Here is a 17242-nt window from a genome sequence, read left to right as displayed (position 1 = left end):
AACAATCCATTATTTATTAACCTACATTTTTCAATCTTTGAGTTTATCTTCTCGCAATTAATTTCTACCGATAATTTATCCTTTCTATTTAAAAAAATATTAAGTTACGAAAACAATCTATTTTTAAATTTCTGAAAAAAAGTTATTTTTTCAGCACTATATCCATATCCATACTTATTACCATAACCAAAGTAGTCTTTTGCTACATCATTTAATACATATCCCACATTCTTTATTTTTCCAAGGTCAACTTGTTTGTTTGCAAATTCTAGCAAAGGCTTTTCTGTATAGTTAGATCTCGAAACATACAGTGTAGCATCTGCCAAATCAGCTATCAGAAAAGTGTCTGTTACTAGCATTAATGGTGCCGTATCTATAATGATAAAATCGTACTTAGGTTTTAGATTTTCTATAAGTACTTCGTACCTACCATTACTCAACAAATCAGTAGGATTAGGCGGAATACTTCCTGAATAAATAACATCTAAGTATGGATTGAAAGAACTAACATGGACTATTTCCTCTAGTTTTACACTTTCGTCATGAAGGTACTCTGTTAATCCAATGAGACCTTTTCTTGCTGTGTTATACCTTTGCAATTGAGGATTTCTAATATCAGAGCCAATGATGATCACTTTTTTATGTGGGGTTGCTAATGTAAGAGATAAATTAACTGATACAAATGTCTTTCCTTCTCCCTTAATAGTTGAAGTCACTACAACAACCTTACTTGTCTTCGACTTTGGAAGCATAAAATTCATATTAGTAATAACAATTCTAAAAGCTTCTGCTAAAGGCGTTAAGTCATTAAGTTTAACTACTTCATCTTGTCCTTTTTCTAATGATGGAATTTCACCAATAACAGTTTTACCATGTGAAAGCTTTTCAATATCATTTTTTGATTTAACTTTATTATTAAATAATTGCAACAAAAATATTAAAGCCATTGGTAAGATAAGTCCTATTGCTAAAAAAGCTACATAAACAATCATACGCTTTGGTGAAACTGGTAAGGGAGAAACAAATGCATAATCTACAATCCTAGCTTTATCAGCAATTACTGCCAACGAAACTGCAGTTTCTTCTCTTTTCTGAAGTAATAGGAGATAAAGACTTTCTTTAATCTGTTGTTGTCTTTCAATACCTCTAAATAATTTTTCTTGTGAAGGAATTTTAGAAATTTTTCCTGCAATATTAGTTTGCTCCGAAAGATAATTGTCGCGTGCAATCTGTAGACCACTTTTATTTTTCACTAAACTTTCAATAACAGAAGATCGCATGCTATTGATTTGTTTATTAATGTCTACAACAAGAGGGTTTTGTGGTGTTGCATTTTCTAAAAGTCTATTCCTTTGCAGTATTAGTTCATTATATGTGGCAATACCTGCTGTTGCACTTGCATTATCTAGCCCAATATTTGTGGGTAAAAGCTGATAAGAACCCTGTTTTGTAACAAATCCAAGAAGGGCATCAGTAAGTTCAAGTTGAGAATCCACTTCAATTTGTTTAGTTCTCGCATCACCAGACATTTGAATATTCAATTTTGCTTCAGTTTCAAGGTCAGTAATTTTATTTACTTCTTTGAAATTTTCTTTTTCATTTTCTACCTGTCCAAGTTCCTCGCTAATAACTTTTATACGATCTTCAATAAACTGGGCTGTCTTCTTCGATTCTGAATTTTTATCATCTAAGGCATCTCTATTATAAACCTCTACCAATTTATTAATAATTGCTTTTGCTTTTTCTGTCTGGGCATAATCCATTGACAGTTTTATTACGGTAGCATCTTTGTTGACTAATTCAACATTCAATAATTTTTGGTACAAATTTGTTCTAGCATCCAGTGTTGATACGTTTATTCCCAATTCCTTTATGTTACCTTTTTTAGCATCAAATTTTGGATTTTTTAAAATTATAATGTTAGCATTAGGTAAGCTAATTGTTCTACCAAATGTAGTATTAATTTCTGTAATACCTTCACCAGTAAGTTTTAGTCTATCATCATTTATAGATACTGTGATTGGGTCAAGAATTCCCGCATCTGGTTTTTCGTTGATTACTTTAATTAATATTGGGAGTGTACTTCCGTACAGCTCCGTGTCTTTAAATTTATCAAATTTTACAATTTCAGTTTCTAATCCAAGTTCTCTAACAACTGTCTTCATTAGTTTTTTGGATTTAAAAATTTCGATCTCATTTTCAACTCCATTACTACCAAAGCTACCTAGTCCTGAAATATCACTTAAAATTGCAAAATCTTGTGAATTAGTATTATTTTCGCTGTCTTTTATAAGTACAGTTGATTGTATCTCGTATATCTTATTTTGTTTCTTTAAAAAAATGTAAGCAATGACAAGAGATAAAAACATACTCAAAACAAACCAAAACCATCTTTTAAAGTATGGTTTTAATAATTCTACGATATGTATTTCATTTTTTTGTTCAGTATAATTTTCGCTCATCTTTTGAATTTCTGTTTAAAGTATCATTTTAAAAAACATCATTTGTAAATAGATTACTGTTTTCATAATTAACTAATTTAAATATTTTATTGTTAGTTAATGTCCTAAGTTTGCTCCTTCTTGTTTGCAAAAAATCGATTATAAATTTTGCCTTACTTTTTTATAATTTTTCTTTTTATTATTTTACTGCGGAAACCAAAATTGCAATCAGACCAATTGCGACAGACGCTGCAGATAAATAAATTCCTAAATTTGGATTTTGTCTAGCAAGTTTTTCTCTGTTCTGGTTTGAGGGAACCATAATAACATCCCCTTGTTGTAATTGAAAGAACTCCGACTTTGCAAAATTTGCATCAAGTAAATTAATTTTAGTTGTTTGCATTTCTCCATTTACACTTCTAACCACAATAATTTCGTTTCTTTTCCCATACATTGTTATATCTCCTGCAAAACCAATAGCATTCAATAGAGTAGCATTGGTGTCATTTATTAAATAAGGACCTGGCTTATTTACCTCTCCCAAAACAGTAATCTTAAAATTACTTAGCCTTAGATTAACTGTTGGATTAATAACATATTTTGAAATCTTAGTTGACAACTCTTCTTTGAACACCTCTAATGTCTTCCCTTCAGTACTAAGTCTACCAATTACTGGAAAATCAATATATCCGTTACTATCAACTATGTATGTTGGTCCCGAAATTTGCGAAACACTAGGATTTATATTTCCCGTGGCATTTCCTTGTGATAACTCAGATGACGAAAAGTTCTGATTAAACATTGAAACTACGGTCATATCTTTAGCAGTAACTAAAATGACTAATTGATCACCTACTTGTATTGTTTTGTGATTATTCGCTTGCGCAGTATTAATAGCTACTTGCTCCAAATTTTGCATGTAATTAATTTGGCTTACATCACTGCTAGTCTTAGTTTTACAACTAATCAATACAACTAAAAGAATTAGAGTTAAATAAATGTTATACAACCTCATACATATCTTATCTAAAAATGTTTGCAAATATACTCTATAAATTACCGATCTAGAACCTCAAAAACAGAGTTCTTACTTTTGTACTCAGGTACAATTTGTTTCAAAAGCCTTACAACTTCAACTTTATCTCTCCTCAATGCGGCTCTAATGATCACTCTTGTGAGCTCATCAATATTTTTATATTCTATAGTGGAATCTTTAGAAATCATTATCTTGTCGTGATGAGTTGGCAAAGTCCGTGATTCATCACTTAGTAATTCCTCATAAAGTTTCTCACCAGGTCTTAACCCAGTGTAAATAATTTTAATATCGATATCAGGTTCTAAACCCGATAACTTTATCATTCTTTTTGCTAAATCTAATATCTTAACGGGTTCTCCCATATCAAATACAAAAATTTCGCCTCCTTTACCCATTGTTCCCGCTTCTAAAACCAATTCACAAGCTTCTGGAATGGTCATAAAATATCTAACAATGTCTGGATGAGTAATTGTTACTGGACCTCCACTTTCAATTTGCTTCTTAAAATGAGGAATAACCGAACCATTGGAACCCAATACGTTCCCAAATCGAGTAGTAATAAATTTGGTTTTATTCCCTTCCAAATTTTGAAGTGATTGAACGAAAAGTTCTGCACCTCTTTTTGAAGCCCCCATGACATTGGTTGGATTGACAGCTTTATCTGTGGAAATCATAACAAAACGATTTACTCCATATTCGCTCGCCAACAAAGATAGATTCTTAGATCCTAAAATGTTGACAAGAATTGCTTCATTTGGATTTCTTTCCATTAGAGGAACATGTTTATACGCTGCCGCATGGTATACTACTGAAAAGTTATATTTTTTAAATATAGGCTCAAGTCGATGCCTGTTAGAAATATCAGCAATAATAAATTGAAAATTAATTTGCGGAAATTTCTCCGTCATCTCAACCTCCACCTCATAAAGAGGTGTTTCTGCTTGATCGACAATCACAATAGTTGAGGGCTCAAAAAGTGCCACCTGCCTTACAATTTCACTACCTATAGATCCTGCGCCTCCAGTTACAAGAACTGCTCGATTGTTATGCCTTGTCTTAACCTCTTCATTTTCAATCTTAATTGGCTCCCTATTAAGTAAATCTTCTATTTGCAAAACTCTAATTGACTTTTCTAACTCATTTTCCCTAAGTTTCTCAACAGATGGTGCTTTGTAGATCTTTAAATCCTTCTCTAAAAAAAAATTAACCCACAAGTTCAACTCATTTTTTGAGATCTGATCTTTTACCAATATTACCCCATCAATAGCAAGATAATCTTTATCTGATTTTTCTAATTTCGATTTTGGAAGAATAGGTTTTCCAAGTAATTTTGCTCGCTTAGAATCAGTCCTCTGCGTAATAAATCCTGTTACATAATATGGCAAATTTGGATTATCAATTATAGCGCGAGCAACTGCCACTGATTCTTCGCCGATTCCTAACACCAAAATACGTTTCTTCAAAGTACTTCTTCGAAACTCCTTTGCATAATAAAAAAACTCTTTAACAAAAAGCCTAAATAAAAATAAAAATGTAAACGATATAGCAAAATATAAGATCAAAAATGGTGTCAGCAAAAATCGTTCACCATTACCTATCGTAAAATAGTAAATTTTGTTAAAAACCCACAAAACAAGGACTGTGAAAAAACTTGCAACAAAAAGTTTAAAAATATCAACGAATGTTGAGTGTCTAATTATCCCTGCATATGTTTTCAACATATACATCAGAATAACATTACACACCAAAATTGACAAGTATTTACTCTCTAAAGAATAATTATCTGTTAACTTAACATTAAGCTTTTGCAGAATATAAAAAGATACCCAAATAGAAATAGCACAAATTATCAGATCAATTATTAAAATAATCCACCTAGGAAGATAACGAAAATCGGAAATATTGAGGACATTATCGCCTCTATAAATAATTTTCTTTAATTGATTGAAGATTTGCATTTTTTTAAAGTGCAAAAGTACTAATTATTAATACTCGTTGCTAGTAAATTTTATTACTTTTAACATGATTTAAACTCTCAATCGCTAAAACAATTTTTTCTCTATCCATATGGGACAGACAAGAGGATGAAGGTAAACATAACCCTCTTGAAAAAATTTGCAATGCAATTTCTCCGCCAAAATATTTTTCAGCTCTAAAAACCGGTTGTAGATGCATGGGTTTCCATATGTTTCTGCTCTCAATCTTATGCTCTAAGAAGTGCACTCTAAGATCTTCGGACGAAAAACCTGTAACTTCTTCATCAATTGTAACTACATTCAACCAATGATTTGAAAAAAAATCTTCAGAAGGTTCAGAAAATAAGTAAATTCCTTCTAAATTTTTAAGATTATCTTGGTAAAAAACATGATTGGATCGCCTCTGCTTGATTCTCTCATTGATGACCTCCATCTGACCTCGGCCTATCCCAGCAGAAATATTACTCATACTATAATTATATCCAACTTGAGAATGTTCATAGTGCGGAAAATCATCCTTAGCTTGGGTAGACAGGAAAATAGCTCTCTTTTTAACTTCAGGATCACAAGAAACCAATGCACCACCACCAGAAGTTGTAATTATCTTGTTTCCATTAAAACTCAAAATAGAAATATCACCAAAAGTACCTGATTTTTTACCTTTATAATAACTTCCCAACGATTCGGCCGCATCTTCGATCACTGGAATTTCATACTTAATTGAAAGTTCTGCAATCTCATCTACTTTGTATGGCATACCATAAAGATTGACAGCAATTATTGCTTTAGGTTTCTTCCCTTTTTGAATTGCAAACTTTATTGCTTCTTCGACTGCGTTTGGACAAAGATTCCAAGTATCAGGTTCACTATCGACAAAAATAGGAAGGGCGCCTAGATATTTAATGGGATTGGCTGAAGCAGAAAAGGTAAGCGATTGACATATAACATAGTCATCTTTTTCAACGCCCAGCAAAATAAGAGCTAAGTGAATTGCAGATGTTCCTGAATTGACAGCCGTAACATGAATTCCACCTTCAAGAAAGCCTTCAAGATCACGTTCGAAACCTTCGACATTAGCTCCAAAAGGAGTAACCAAGTTTTCCGAAAATGCACTTTCTATATATTTCATCTCACCACCTCCTAAATGTGGTGTAGACAATAAAATATCATATTTCATCTCACTAATCAATAGATTTCATTTCATAGTTCTCAAGCGAGGTAAATTTAAACAAATTAATTTATGAATAAGAAATTATATTATCCCACTGCAAAATAAAAATTCACCAGCGTCTCTCTAAAGAATATTTTTTACAACTTGCAATCAGCATTACTCCTTAGAAATCCTTTAACATCATAAACTACTGCCTTTTCTTTTTTTATCTCATCAAGATTAAGATTTAAAAACTCTCGATGCGAAACCCCTAGAACAATAGCGTCAAATTTGTTTCCACTTATCAATTGTGAGCAACATTGAAGTCCATACTCATGCTTTACTTCTTCTGGATTTGCCCAAGGATCAAATACCGTCACCTCGGTTCCAAAATCTTCTAAAGCTGCTACAACATCTACTATTTTTGTATTTCGTACATCTGGACAATTTTCCTTGAAAGTGATTCCTAACATTAAAATTTTAGCACCATTAACATTAATATTTTTCTTAATCATGGTCTTAATTACTTGATCTGCAACATATTTACCCATGGAATCATTTAATCTTCTACCAGCCAAAATAATTTCTGGATGATAACCATACTCTTGTGCTTTTTGAGCCAAATAATACGGATCTACGCCAATACAATGCCCTCCAACCAAGCCAGGTCTAAAAGGTAGAAAATTCCATTTGGTTCCTGCTGCTTCCAATACTGCATGGGTGTCGATATTCATTAAATTGAAAATCTTTGCCAATTCATTAACAAAAGCAATATTAATGTCACGCTGCGAATTTTCTATGACTTTCGCTGCTTCCGCCACCTTGATAGTTGGAGCTAAATGGGTCCCAGCAATAATAACAGATTTGTAGAGATCATCAACAACTTTTCCAATCTCAGGATTAGAACCTGATGTGACTTTTAGAATTTTTTCTACCGTATGTTCTTTGTCTCCAGGATTAATCCTTTCTGGTGAGTATCCTGCAAAAAAATCTTTATTAAACTCTAATCCAGAAATTTTTTCCAAAACAGGAATACAGTCTTCTTCAGTTGCGCCAGGATACACTGTAGATTCATAAATTACAACATCTCCCTTCTTTAAAACTTTACCAACTGTTTCACTAGCTTTTAGGAGCGGAGTAAGATCTGGTCTGTTGTTCTTATCAACTGGGGTCGGGACAGTAATAATAAATATGTTAGCTTCTTGTATACTTTCTAATTCCGCAGAACAATATAGTCCATTTTGATCTACTAAAAAAGGACTCTCACTAAGAAGAACTGATTTCAGTAAGTCCTCGGAAACCTCTAGTGTATCATCTTTTCCTTCATTAAGTTCCGAAATTCTATTTTTATTGATATCGAATCCTATTACTTGATACTTTTCCGCAAAAAGTCTTGCAAGGGGAAGTCCCACGTAACCTAATCCTATTACAGCTATTTTATGATTCATTTCTATTTAATTCTTTTTTTAAAAAAATCTAATTTACTTCAAATTTTCCCAATACCACTTTACCGCTTCTCTTAAACCATCTTTTAATGTATGGCTTGGCTGATAACCGAGTAAGTTTTTAGCCTTTTCAATACAAGCTAAAGAATGCGGTATATCTCCTTTGCGGTTGGGACCATAGACGGTTTCTACCTCCGAAATTTGAGTATCATATTCCGAAAGTAGTTCTCTAAGGTAATCTACCAATGTGTTTAGGGTCGTTCTATCACCTACAGCTGTGTTATATACTTGATTAACTGCTTCTGGATTTGTTGATAATATAGCAAGTTCGTTCATCTGGACAACATTATCAACATAGGTAAAATCTCGAGAATAATTGCCATCACCATTAATTATGGGACTTTCGTGATTCATGAACTGTTTCACAAATTTCGGAATCACTGCTGCGTAAGCTCCGTTAGGATCCTGTCTTCTTCCAAAAACATTGAAATACCGAAGTCCTATAATTTCCATACCATAGGTTTTGGAAAAAACATCCGCATACAATTCGTTTGCATACTTCGTAATAGCATAGGGAGAAAGGGGCTTACCTATTTTATCTTCCACTTTCGGTAAAGTTTCGGAATCACCGTAAGTTGACGAACTGGCTGCGTAAACAATTCTCTTAACACCTGCATCTCTTCCTGCAACAAGAACCTTTAAAAACCCATCAACATTAACTTCATTACTAGTAATGGGATCATTGATTGATCTTGGAACAGACCCTAAAGCAGCCTGGTGCAAAATATAATCTTGACCTTCAGCAGCTTCTCTGCAAGTTTCTAAATTCCTAATATCACCCTCAATAAAACGAAAATTCTCATTTCCAAAATAGGGTTCGATGTTCTTTATATGACCTGTAGCAAGATTATCTAAACAAGTAACTTTGTATCCTTTCTCTAAAAAATATTCGCAAAGGTTAGAGCCTATAAATCCAGCTCCTCCAGTAATTAAAATGTTCTTCATTGTTTGCATTTATACACCGAGATTCTTTGATGTTCCCACTAACTGAATCTCCGTCTTCACCATCTAACCATTTAATATACAATACTAAATCATTTATATTTTTCATTAAATAATACATTAACAGAAAAACATTTCTTATTCTGTATTAAAAATCTAGGTTTAGATAATGGTTTACAAAGGTAAGTTATTTGTAAGAATCGTGCCAAAAAAGAAGGCAGTCATTAGACTGCCTTCTTAGATATAAATTTCTAATAATTACTTAAAAATAACATTAACTCCCAAACCATAGTTAACATTAGATGTTGCTAATCTTTTATAATCAGGATAGACCGGTAAGAATCCTTTATAAGCTTTACCAAATAATTCAAAGTTTCTTGAAAATGCATACCCAAAACCAATCGTGCCTCCAACATCAAAATTACTTACCTTTTTATTAGCCGCTAACTCTATTGCATCCATAATTTCCCCTTCGGTCTTTGAATTAATCATGTAAGAAAATCTTGGTCCACCAAAAAGTATAAAAGCCTTATCAGCATTAACCTTACGTTTTCCAAAATAGAATTTGAAATTAAGCGGTACTGCAACATAATCATTGTAATACTTTACAGTATGATCACTATAATGATTTTCTTCACCCTGTTGACTTATCTCAATACCTGGAGCAAAAAAGAAACTGTTAACAGAAGTATATCTACGATTGACACTTAACTCCACCTGCATAAACGCCGATGCATTCAAGCCACCTCTTGGTTCTGATTCTCCATGAATACCTTTGATGCTTGACCTATGATAGCCACCTGAGATTCCAAAACGAACTGGCTCTTGGCCAAAAACAGTCGCAAATGCCAATAGCATTACGAAAAAGAATAGATTTTTTGTCATTTCTAAATATTAGTCTTACAAAATTATTTTTTTTTATCTAACACACAAGCAAAACATCTAAAAATTAAGAAATTATTCAGGATTGAGGTCAACAAGTGCATCATATTCAAATCCTCTTGACAACAAATAACGAATTGTTTTTGAATGTTTTTGGTAAGATTTCAATCCTTTTTGCTTCTCGTAATAGGTGTCATACATTTGCTTTATCACCTTATTATAATCGCTGTCATCAATTTCATCAAAACTTTTGGAAATCAGCTTTTCCGTAATCCCTTTTTGCTTTAGATGAATCCTGATTTTATTCTTACCCCATTTTTTGATATAAAATTTACCTCGAATATAACTTCTAGTAAAACGCTCTTCATTAAGGTAATTTTCCTTCATGAGGTAAAGGAAAATTTCATCTTTTGCCTCAGGAATTAGCAAAAACTCCTTCATCTTTTGTTCTACTTCATAGTGACATCTATCCTGATAGACACAATAATTCACCAACTTTAATCGGATTTCTTCGAAAGTAAGCGATTTTTTCTCCATAAAGATTGGGGCTAAAAAAATATTCGGCGAATTCTAATTTTCTACTGTCGATTAGAAGACGCCGAACAAGCTTATTTAATTGAAATTATTTTACAAACAAAGGTTTACCATCCATCAATTGGTTAACTTTCTTTCTAACATCACTAAGAACATCTTCATTATTGATATTACCAACTACCACATTAATCAATTCAGCTACCGTTTCCATATCATTTTCCTTAAGACCCCTTGTCGTGATAGCAGCAGTCCCCAAACGAATACCAGAAGTAATAAATGCTGATTTATCATCAAAAGGAACCATATTTTTATTACATGTAATATCAGCCTTTACCAAAGCTTTCTCGGTTTCTTTACCATTGACATTTTTATTCCTTAAATCAATTAACATCAAATGATTGTCTGTACCTCCAGATACGATTTCGAAACCACGATTAGTCATTGCATTGGCCAATGCTTGAGCATTAGAAATCACTTGTTTTGCATATGTCTCGAAAGAAGAATCTATAGCTTCACCAAAGGTAACCGCTTTTGCAGCAATTACATGTTCCAAAGGACCTCCTTGGATTCCAGGAAAAACAGCGCTATCCAAAACAGCACTCATCATCTTGGTCTCTCCTTTTGGTGTCTTATGTCCGTAAGTATTTTCAAAATCTTTTCCTAACATAATCAATCCCCCCCTTGGTCCTCGCAAGGTCTTATGCGTTGTTGTGGTAACCACATGACAATGTTCAAAAGGTGAATTCAATAATCCTTTAGCAATTAATCCAGCTGGATGTGCAATATCAGCCCATAACGTAGCACCTACTTCATCAGCAACAGCACGAAATTTTTGGTAGTCTAAATCTCTAGAATACGCAGAGAAACCAGCAATGATTAATTTAGGTTTAACCTCTAATGCCTTTTGACGCATCGCTTCGTAGTCTATTCTCCCCGTTTCTCTTTCAACGCCATAAAATTGAGCATTGTATTGAATACCTGAAAAATTAACAAAAGAACCATGAGTCAAGTGCCCTCCCATTGATAAATCTAGTCCTAATACTGTATCTCCAGGTTTAAGACAAGCTAAATAAATCGCTGCATTGGCTTGTGAACCAGAATGTGGCTGAACATTAGCATACTCCACTCCGAAAAGCTTCTTTGCATTTTCGATGGCGATGGTTTCAATCTCATCAACTACTTCGCAACCTCCGTAATATCTTCTTCTAGGATAACCTTCAGCATATTTATTTGTTAAGACGCTTCCCATTGCCTTCATTACATCATCAGAGACAAAATTTTCTGATGCAATAAGTTCGATTCCGTGAGTTTGTCTTTGTCTTTCTTTTTCGATTAACGAGAATATCTCTTGATTCATAGGATTATTTTGTGACCGTAAAAATAAGGATTTAGTTTCAATTTTTAAATTTATCTTCTTCTAAAACTTCAAAATTCTAGAATAGAGCAATCATTTATAATTTCACCATCTAAAAAAACGATCACCTTTCCCCTTTATATCGAAAATTGAGTATTTTCGACAAAGAGAATAATTGAAGCACTTAGCATTAAAAGTTCAACTTTTAAAAAGAAAAACTTCCAAAACCATCTTAAACATTGTAAAACTCTGGCCTTTTTAACAATTTTTCAACTTCGGTATAACTATATTCTTTAAGATATTGACTAATTTTTTTCTTAATCTCGGTATTCTTTCGATAATTATCTTTATCGCTTAAAATCCGAATATAATATTTGAGATAAGGACTTAAATCTTTTGCGTTAATCAAGCGTGTTTGAATATAAACTTCATAAATCGACAATTGGTCAAAAAGAGTGTCAAAACATTTTTTGACAACTGTTTCCTCAATCCGAAAACTCGACTTCTCAAGATGAGTTGTAAGAGAAGAAGACAATAACTGATCGTTGAAATGAAACTGCTCCTGATTTGGAATTTCATTACTGGCCAAATCAATTTTTTTGGCATTCCAGTCCAACATGATAAGGGCTCTCCGAATATCAAAATTATTAAAAAAGTCTTCCATTTCCTTAGAAAGAAATTCGGATTTTTTCCACTGTTGGTTCTTCTGATATTCCTTCAATCCCTTGACAAGAACAAAAATAGAAACAACAAAAGCAGCAATTTTGAGATAAATTTCATTTTCCATAATTTGTGTTTTTAGGTTAGTTAGTAGAATCAAAACTAGTCAATCTTGGCTTACTGAAATAAGGAAAAACACCCAATAATGATGATTAAAGTTAGATTAGCTTATATGTAATGAATAAAAAATTATATTTGTCATATACAAATTTTTGAGATGATGAAAAGTATTATTAAAGGAGCAGGATATTATGTTCCTGACAACATTGTTACCAATGATGATTTGGCAAAGTTGATGAACACTAATGACGAATGGATTACCGAAAGAACAGGCATCAAAGAAAGAAGACATCGTAAAAATAGAAACGACTCAGAAGTAACAAGTGCATTTTTAGGATACAAAGCTTCAGAAGCCGCACTTAAGAATGCGGGACTTACCGCAAAAGACATCGATTTTATCATTTTTGCTACACTTTCTCCGGATTACTACTTCCCTGGATGTGGCGTTCTATTACAAGAAATGCTAGGTTGCGACACAATTGGTGCATTGGATGTCCGTAACCAATGTTCGGGTTTCATCTATGGTCTTAGCACAGCCCATGCATACATTAAATCTGGAATCTATAAAAACATTCTAGTGGTCGGAGCAGAAATTCATTCCTTTGGTTTGGATTTCACTGACGAAGGAAGAGGCGTTTCTGTTATTTTTGGAGATGGAGCCGGAGCTGTTGTTGTATCTGCAACCGATAATGAAAATGCCGGAGACATCTTGGCTGTCAACATGCATTCTGAAGGTAAATTTGCAGACGAACTTTGTACCCAATTTCCAGGTTCAAAATTTGGATGGAGCGATCGTCTGAGAAAAGAACCAGAAGCGGTCACTAATAAAGAAGTATATCCTATCATGAATGGAAATTTTGTTTTCAAGCATGCAGTGACAAGGTTTCCTGAAACAATGATTGAAGCTTTGACTAAAGCTGGAAAAAAGATTGAAGACTTAGATTTATTTATTCCGCACCAAGCTAATCTGAGAATCGCTCAGTTTATTCAGCAAAAAATGGGTCTACCAGACGACAAAGTTTTTAATAATATCCAAAAATATGGTAACACTACTGCAGCATCTATACCTATTGCACTTTGTGAAGCCATCGAACAAGGTAAACTAAAAAGAGGTGATTTACTATTGCTCTCAGCTTTTGGAAGTGGTTTTACTTGGGGAAGTGTTCTCTTAGAATACTAAATCTATTTTAAAATTATTAAATCTTCTAAATAATATAAATTTTCTAAATATTTTTAAAAAATAATAAATTCCGAATAGCAATATTTTAATTATCTTGCCATTCGGAATTTTAACTTACATTCAATTGCTTATGAAGAAACACTACTTACTATTCATTTTGTTAATAAGTGCTTTTGCATTTTCTCAGCATACAAAGCCTATCGCAAAGAAAATTGCAGATGCTCATGCAGAAGATTCGAAGTTTGAGAAATTTGAAATTTTCACACCTGATAAAGACCCACAACGTCTTATCGAGCTTCAAAAATTGGCAGGTGACATCAATATTTTGCATTTAAAATCGAAAGAATTAGGTAGATTGGTATATGAAAAACCTGAATTTGTCGAACTCTCTTTTCCATTCGAAAATGGAGAAATAACTGTTGAAATGTCCAAGACCAACATCTTTACCAATAGTTTCAACGTTAGAACTAGCGACGGAAGTAGCCTCAATTATGAACCCGGCGTCTATTATCAAGGAATTGTAAAAGGGGATGCAACTTCAGTGGTTGCGTTTAGCTTTTTTAAAGATGATGTTATTGGCGTTGCATCAAAATTGGATATTGGAAACATTGTAGTAGGAAAACTGAAAGATTCTCATGAATTCGTTAGCTACTCAGATACAACGTTGTCTAAAAACAATCCTTTCATCTGCGAAACAGATGAATTAATGGAAAATCAAAGACAAAGAATTTCTTTCGATCCCAATAGTTCAACCAACAGAACAAACACCGACAACTGTGTCCGAATTTATTATGAAATCTGTAATGCGCCATACGTCAATAATAATTCTGACGTTACACAAACGACCAATTGGATGACTGCGGTTCATAATAACATCCAGACCTTATATACCAATGACGAAATCAGAGTTGCACTTAATGAAATCTACATTTGGACAACCGCTGATCCTTACACAGGTACTTATTCTCAGAATCTATCAGCATTTAGAACCAACACGCCAACTTTCAATGGAGATTTGGGGCATTTGGTAAATTACCCTTCTACAACAAGTGTTGCATATCTCAATTCGCTTTGCGCCAATACCAGATATGCTTACTCAGGGATTTCGATGACCTACAATGCGGTACCAACCTACTCTTGGACTATCCAAGCCATGACGCATGAAATGGGACACTCTCTTGGTTCTCCGCACACGCATGCTTGCGCATGGAATGGTAACAACACTGCAATTGATGGATGCGGAGATCAAGCAGGATATAGTGAAGGTTGTACAGGACCTATTCCAGTAAAAGGAACTATCATGAGCTATTGCCATTTGGTAAGTGGAGTTGGGATTAATTTAGCTTTAGGATTTGGAGCTCAACCAGCCACTCTGATAAGAACCAATGTAGATTCTAAAGGCTGCTTGGGAACAGATTGTATAACCGCTTGTCCTTCTACCATTACCAACTTAAACATTAACAATATTACCTCAACTTCCGGAACAGGAGCAATTACAGACCCCTCCACCAATAGTCCTTGGAAATATAGAATTCGAAAATACTCGGATAATAGTACTGTTCAAATAGGCACAACAACAACGAGCAGCTTTCCGATAACAGGACTTACTCCTAACACTTATTATATTTTGGACGCAGGTTCTAATTGTTCTGCATCTCAGGCTTACCAAAAATCTAAATTATTTTTAAGCGATGATAATTGGTGCAATGGCATAACCTTCACAGACCCAGGAGGACCCTCTAATTACGGGGACAATATCAATTTAGTTAAAATCTTCTATCCTTCATCCGCAGGTGGCATTCTTACGCTTAACATCAGTTCTCTTGATTTAGAACAAGGATATGATTTTATGACCGTATATAATGGACCGACGACTGCAGCGCCGATTTTTGCAAATGGAAACCAATTAACTGGACAATTGACAACACCTTTGACATTTACATCTACACATACCAGCGGAGCTATCACTGTTAAATTTACTTCCGACAGTAATACCACTGGTGCAGGTTGGGTTGGTACGATAAGCTGTCTAAATGTTTTAAGCACGGAAGAAAATCAATTAGGTAACGAACTTAGCATTTTCCCTAATCCTACTAAAAATGAATTAAATATCAATTCCAAAGACAAAATAAAATCTTACACAATTTATGATGCCTCTGGAAGAAGAATTATTTCTGAAGATCATTTGAAATCAAGTGATTTTGTCATCAATGTTTCTTATCTCAAAACAGGAAATTATGTTATCTCTTTAACATCTGAAAAACAAACTGTAAATCGGAAATTCGTAAAGGAATAAATCATAAAAATTCAGCATATAAGCCACTTGTTTAAGTGGCTTTTTTATTTCAAGAATTAGCACTAAATTTATTAGAACCAAATTTTAGATTATGGAAACTAATAACATCGTGAAAAAATACAGCAACGACAAATTTACTATTGAATGGAAACCAAGTCTATGCATCCATTCCAAAAAATGTTGGAAAGAACTTCCAGAAGTTTTTAAACCGACCGAAAAACCATGGATTAGCATAGAGAATTCTAGCGCTGAAAGAATTGAAGAACAAGTAAAAAATTGCCCTAGCGGAGCTCTAAATTTTTTCCGAAATGAAGAAAGTAATTCGATCTCTGAAATTAAAAAAAGTACTACATCTAGTAAAGTTGATATCCTTATCAACGGTCCTTTACTTGTCCACGGCGATGTTAGTATTAACTACAAAGGAGAAACATTGGAGAAAAAAAATGTAACAGCTTTTTGCAGATGCGGCGCTTCCAACAACAAACCTTTCTGTGATGGTAGTCATGCAAAAATAAACTTCGAAGGATAAAAAAAAGCCGTTCATTTTGAACGGCTTAAATATTGAATAAAATCGAATTTACGGTTTCCAGAAGCTCCATTTGCTTCCATTGAAAACAGCGAGGCGTTTGGCTCCTGACTTGTTAACATAAACCATCATACCCGGACTTGGACTTGGTATTAGATTAACATCCTCAACGATCGGTAGAACCATTGCTTTGGTAGTACTCTCTAGTACCAAGACTCCATTAGCAGTAGTCGTATCAGAACCAATAATCGCCTTGGAATCTACTTCTCTCGATGAAAACAAATTCTGGAACGTTAGTTCCGTAGAAACTGTTCCATCTTGTCCACTTAAGTCAGTCCAACCATCACTTCCAGTTGTTGGGTTCTCATTATAAAACTTAACTCTTGCTCCTGTTGAATTTCTTGCATCCAAGATAATCGTTCCAGGGGTAGGTGAACTTGGTAAGGTCGTTACATAAGGTAAGATGATTCCTTTGTTCTTGTTCATCGGGAAATCTAATAGTACGGATGCCGTACTGAGGCTTCTCTCCTCTGCACTTCCTTTCTTTCCTCCTATCACTACTTGGGAATAAGCTAGGCTGCTTAAAGCAACCAAACTTAATCCTAGTATCTTTGTTTTTATATTTTTCATTGTTTTCTTA

The 17242-nt window shown here is 33.7% G+C and carries 14 protein-coding genes; 3 read left to right on the top strand and 11 right to left on the bottom strand.

All coding sequences use genetic code 11. The features are described from left to right. Positions 1 to 104 precede the first annotated feature (104 nt). The 10 genes from AC4AGG_RS06865 to AC4AGG_RS06820 all read right to left on the bottom strand — a co-directional run bounded on the left by AC4AGG_RS06865 (position 105) and on the right by AC4AGG_RS06820 (position 12607). Positions 105 to 2462, bottom strand: coding sequence for a GumC family protein (locus AC4AGG_RS06865; RefSeq protein WP_489771249.1), 2358 nt, complete (start codon positions 2460 to 2462; stop codon positions 105 to 107). Positions 2463 to 2640: 178 nt separating this feature from the next. Continuing rightward, the gene (locus AC4AGG_RS06860; protein WP_489771248.1) at positions 2641 to 3456 is read right to left on the bottom strand and encodes a polysaccharide biosynthesis/export family protein; all 816 of its coding nucleotides are present in this window, start codon (positions 3454 to 3456) and stop codon (positions 2641 to 2643) included. Positions 3457 to 3497: 41 nt separating this feature from the next. Continuing rightward, positions 3498 to 5435: a polysaccharide biosynthesis protein gene (locus AC4AGG_RS06855; RefSeq protein ID WP_489771247.1), complete on the bottom strand. Its 1938-nt coding sequence runs from the start codon at positions 5433 to 5435 to the stop codon at positions 3498 to 3500. A 40-nt stretch (positions 5436 to 5475) separates the two neighbouring features. Then, the gene (locus AC4AGG_RS06850) at positions 5476 to 6630 is read right to left on the bottom strand and encodes an aminotransferase class I/II-fold pyridoxal phosphate-dependent enzyme (protein WP_489771266.1); all 1155 of its coding nucleotides are present in this window, start codon (positions 6628 to 6630) and stop codon (positions 5476 to 5478) included. A gap of 131 nt (positions 6631 to 6761) precedes the next feature. Beyond that, positions 6762 to 8051 (bottom strand): nucleotide sugar dehydrogenase, encoded by a 1290-nt coding sequence (locus tag AC4AGG_RS06845; RefSeq protein ID WP_489771246.1) that lies wholly within the window; start codon positions 8049 to 8051, stop codon positions 6762 to 6764. Between the two features lie 33 nt (positions 8052 to 8084). Beyond that, positions 8085 to 9053 carry an SDR family oxidoreductase gene (locus AC4AGG_RS06840; RefSeq protein WP_489771245.1) on the bottom strand — a complete coding sequence of 323 codons (969 nt, stop codon included), beginning with the start codon at positions 9051 to 9053 and terminating at the stop codon, positions 8085 to 8087. Between the two features lie 255 nt (positions 9054 to 9308). Continuing rightward, entirely contained in the window at positions 9309 to 9935 is a 627-nt protein-coding gene (locus tag AC4AGG_RS06835) for an outer membrane beta-barrel protein (RefSeq protein WP_489771244.1), read from the bottom strand. A gap of 72 nt (positions 9936 to 10007) precedes the next feature. Further along, a complete protein-coding gene (locus AC4AGG_RS06830; protein WP_489771265.1) occupies positions 10008 to 10475 on the bottom strand; it encodes a regulatory protein RecX in 468 nt (155 codons plus the stop codon). A gap of 79 nt (positions 10476 to 10554) precedes the next feature. Continuing rightward, complete coding sequence (glyA, locus tag AC4AGG_RS06825) at positions 10555 to 11823, bottom strand: serine hydroxymethyltransferase (protein WP_489771243.1); 1269 nt, start codon at positions 11821 to 11823, stop codon at positions 10555 to 10557. A gap of 229 nt (positions 11824 to 12052) precedes the next feature. Beyond that, the gene (locus AC4AGG_RS06820) at positions 12053 to 12607 is read right to left on the bottom strand and encodes a hypothetical protein (protein WP_489771242.1); all 555 of its coding nucleotides are present in this window, start codon (positions 12605 to 12607) and stop codon (positions 12053 to 12055) included. 150 nt (positions 12608 to 12757) lie between these two features. Here AC4AGG_RS06820 and AC4AGG_RS06815 point away from each other — a divergent pair, with 150 nt between their 5' ends. The 3 genes from AC4AGG_RS06815 (at position 12758) to AC4AGG_RS06805 (ending at position 16605) form a co-directional block, all read left to right on the top strand. After that, on the top strand, positions 12758 to 13780 hold the full coding sequence (locus AC4AGG_RS06815; protein ID WP_489771241.1) for a 3-oxoacyl-ACP synthase III family protein: 1023 nt from the start codon (positions 12758 to 12760) through the stop codon (positions 13778 to 13780). A gap of 130 nt (positions 13781 to 13910) precedes the next feature. Further along, a complete protein-coding gene (locus AC4AGG_RS06810; protein ID WP_489771240.1) occupies positions 13911 to 16076 on the top strand; it encodes a M12 family metallo-peptidase in 2166 nt (721 codons plus the stop codon). Positions 16077 to 16167: 91 nt separating this feature from the next. Next, positions 16168 to 16605, top strand: coding sequence for a (4Fe-4S)-binding protein (locus AC4AGG_RS06805; RefSeq protein ID WP_489771239.1), 438 nt, complete (start codon positions 16168 to 16170; stop codon positions 16603 to 16605). 48 nt (positions 16606 to 16653) lie between these two features. On the opposite strand, the gene AC4AGG_RS06800 is transcribed toward AC4AGG_RS06805, so the two are convergent. Beyond that, on the bottom strand, positions 16654 to 17242 hold a 589-nt coding region (locus AC4AGG_RS06800), incomplete at its 5' end, for a phage tail-like protein (RefSeq protein WP_489771238.1).

The sequence above is a fragment of the Chryseobacterium sp. CG10_8 genome, assembly GCF_058117085.1.
The sequence above is the reverse complement of the archived record's forward strand: the minus strand, read 5'-3'. Positions and strand labels throughout refer to the sequence as shown.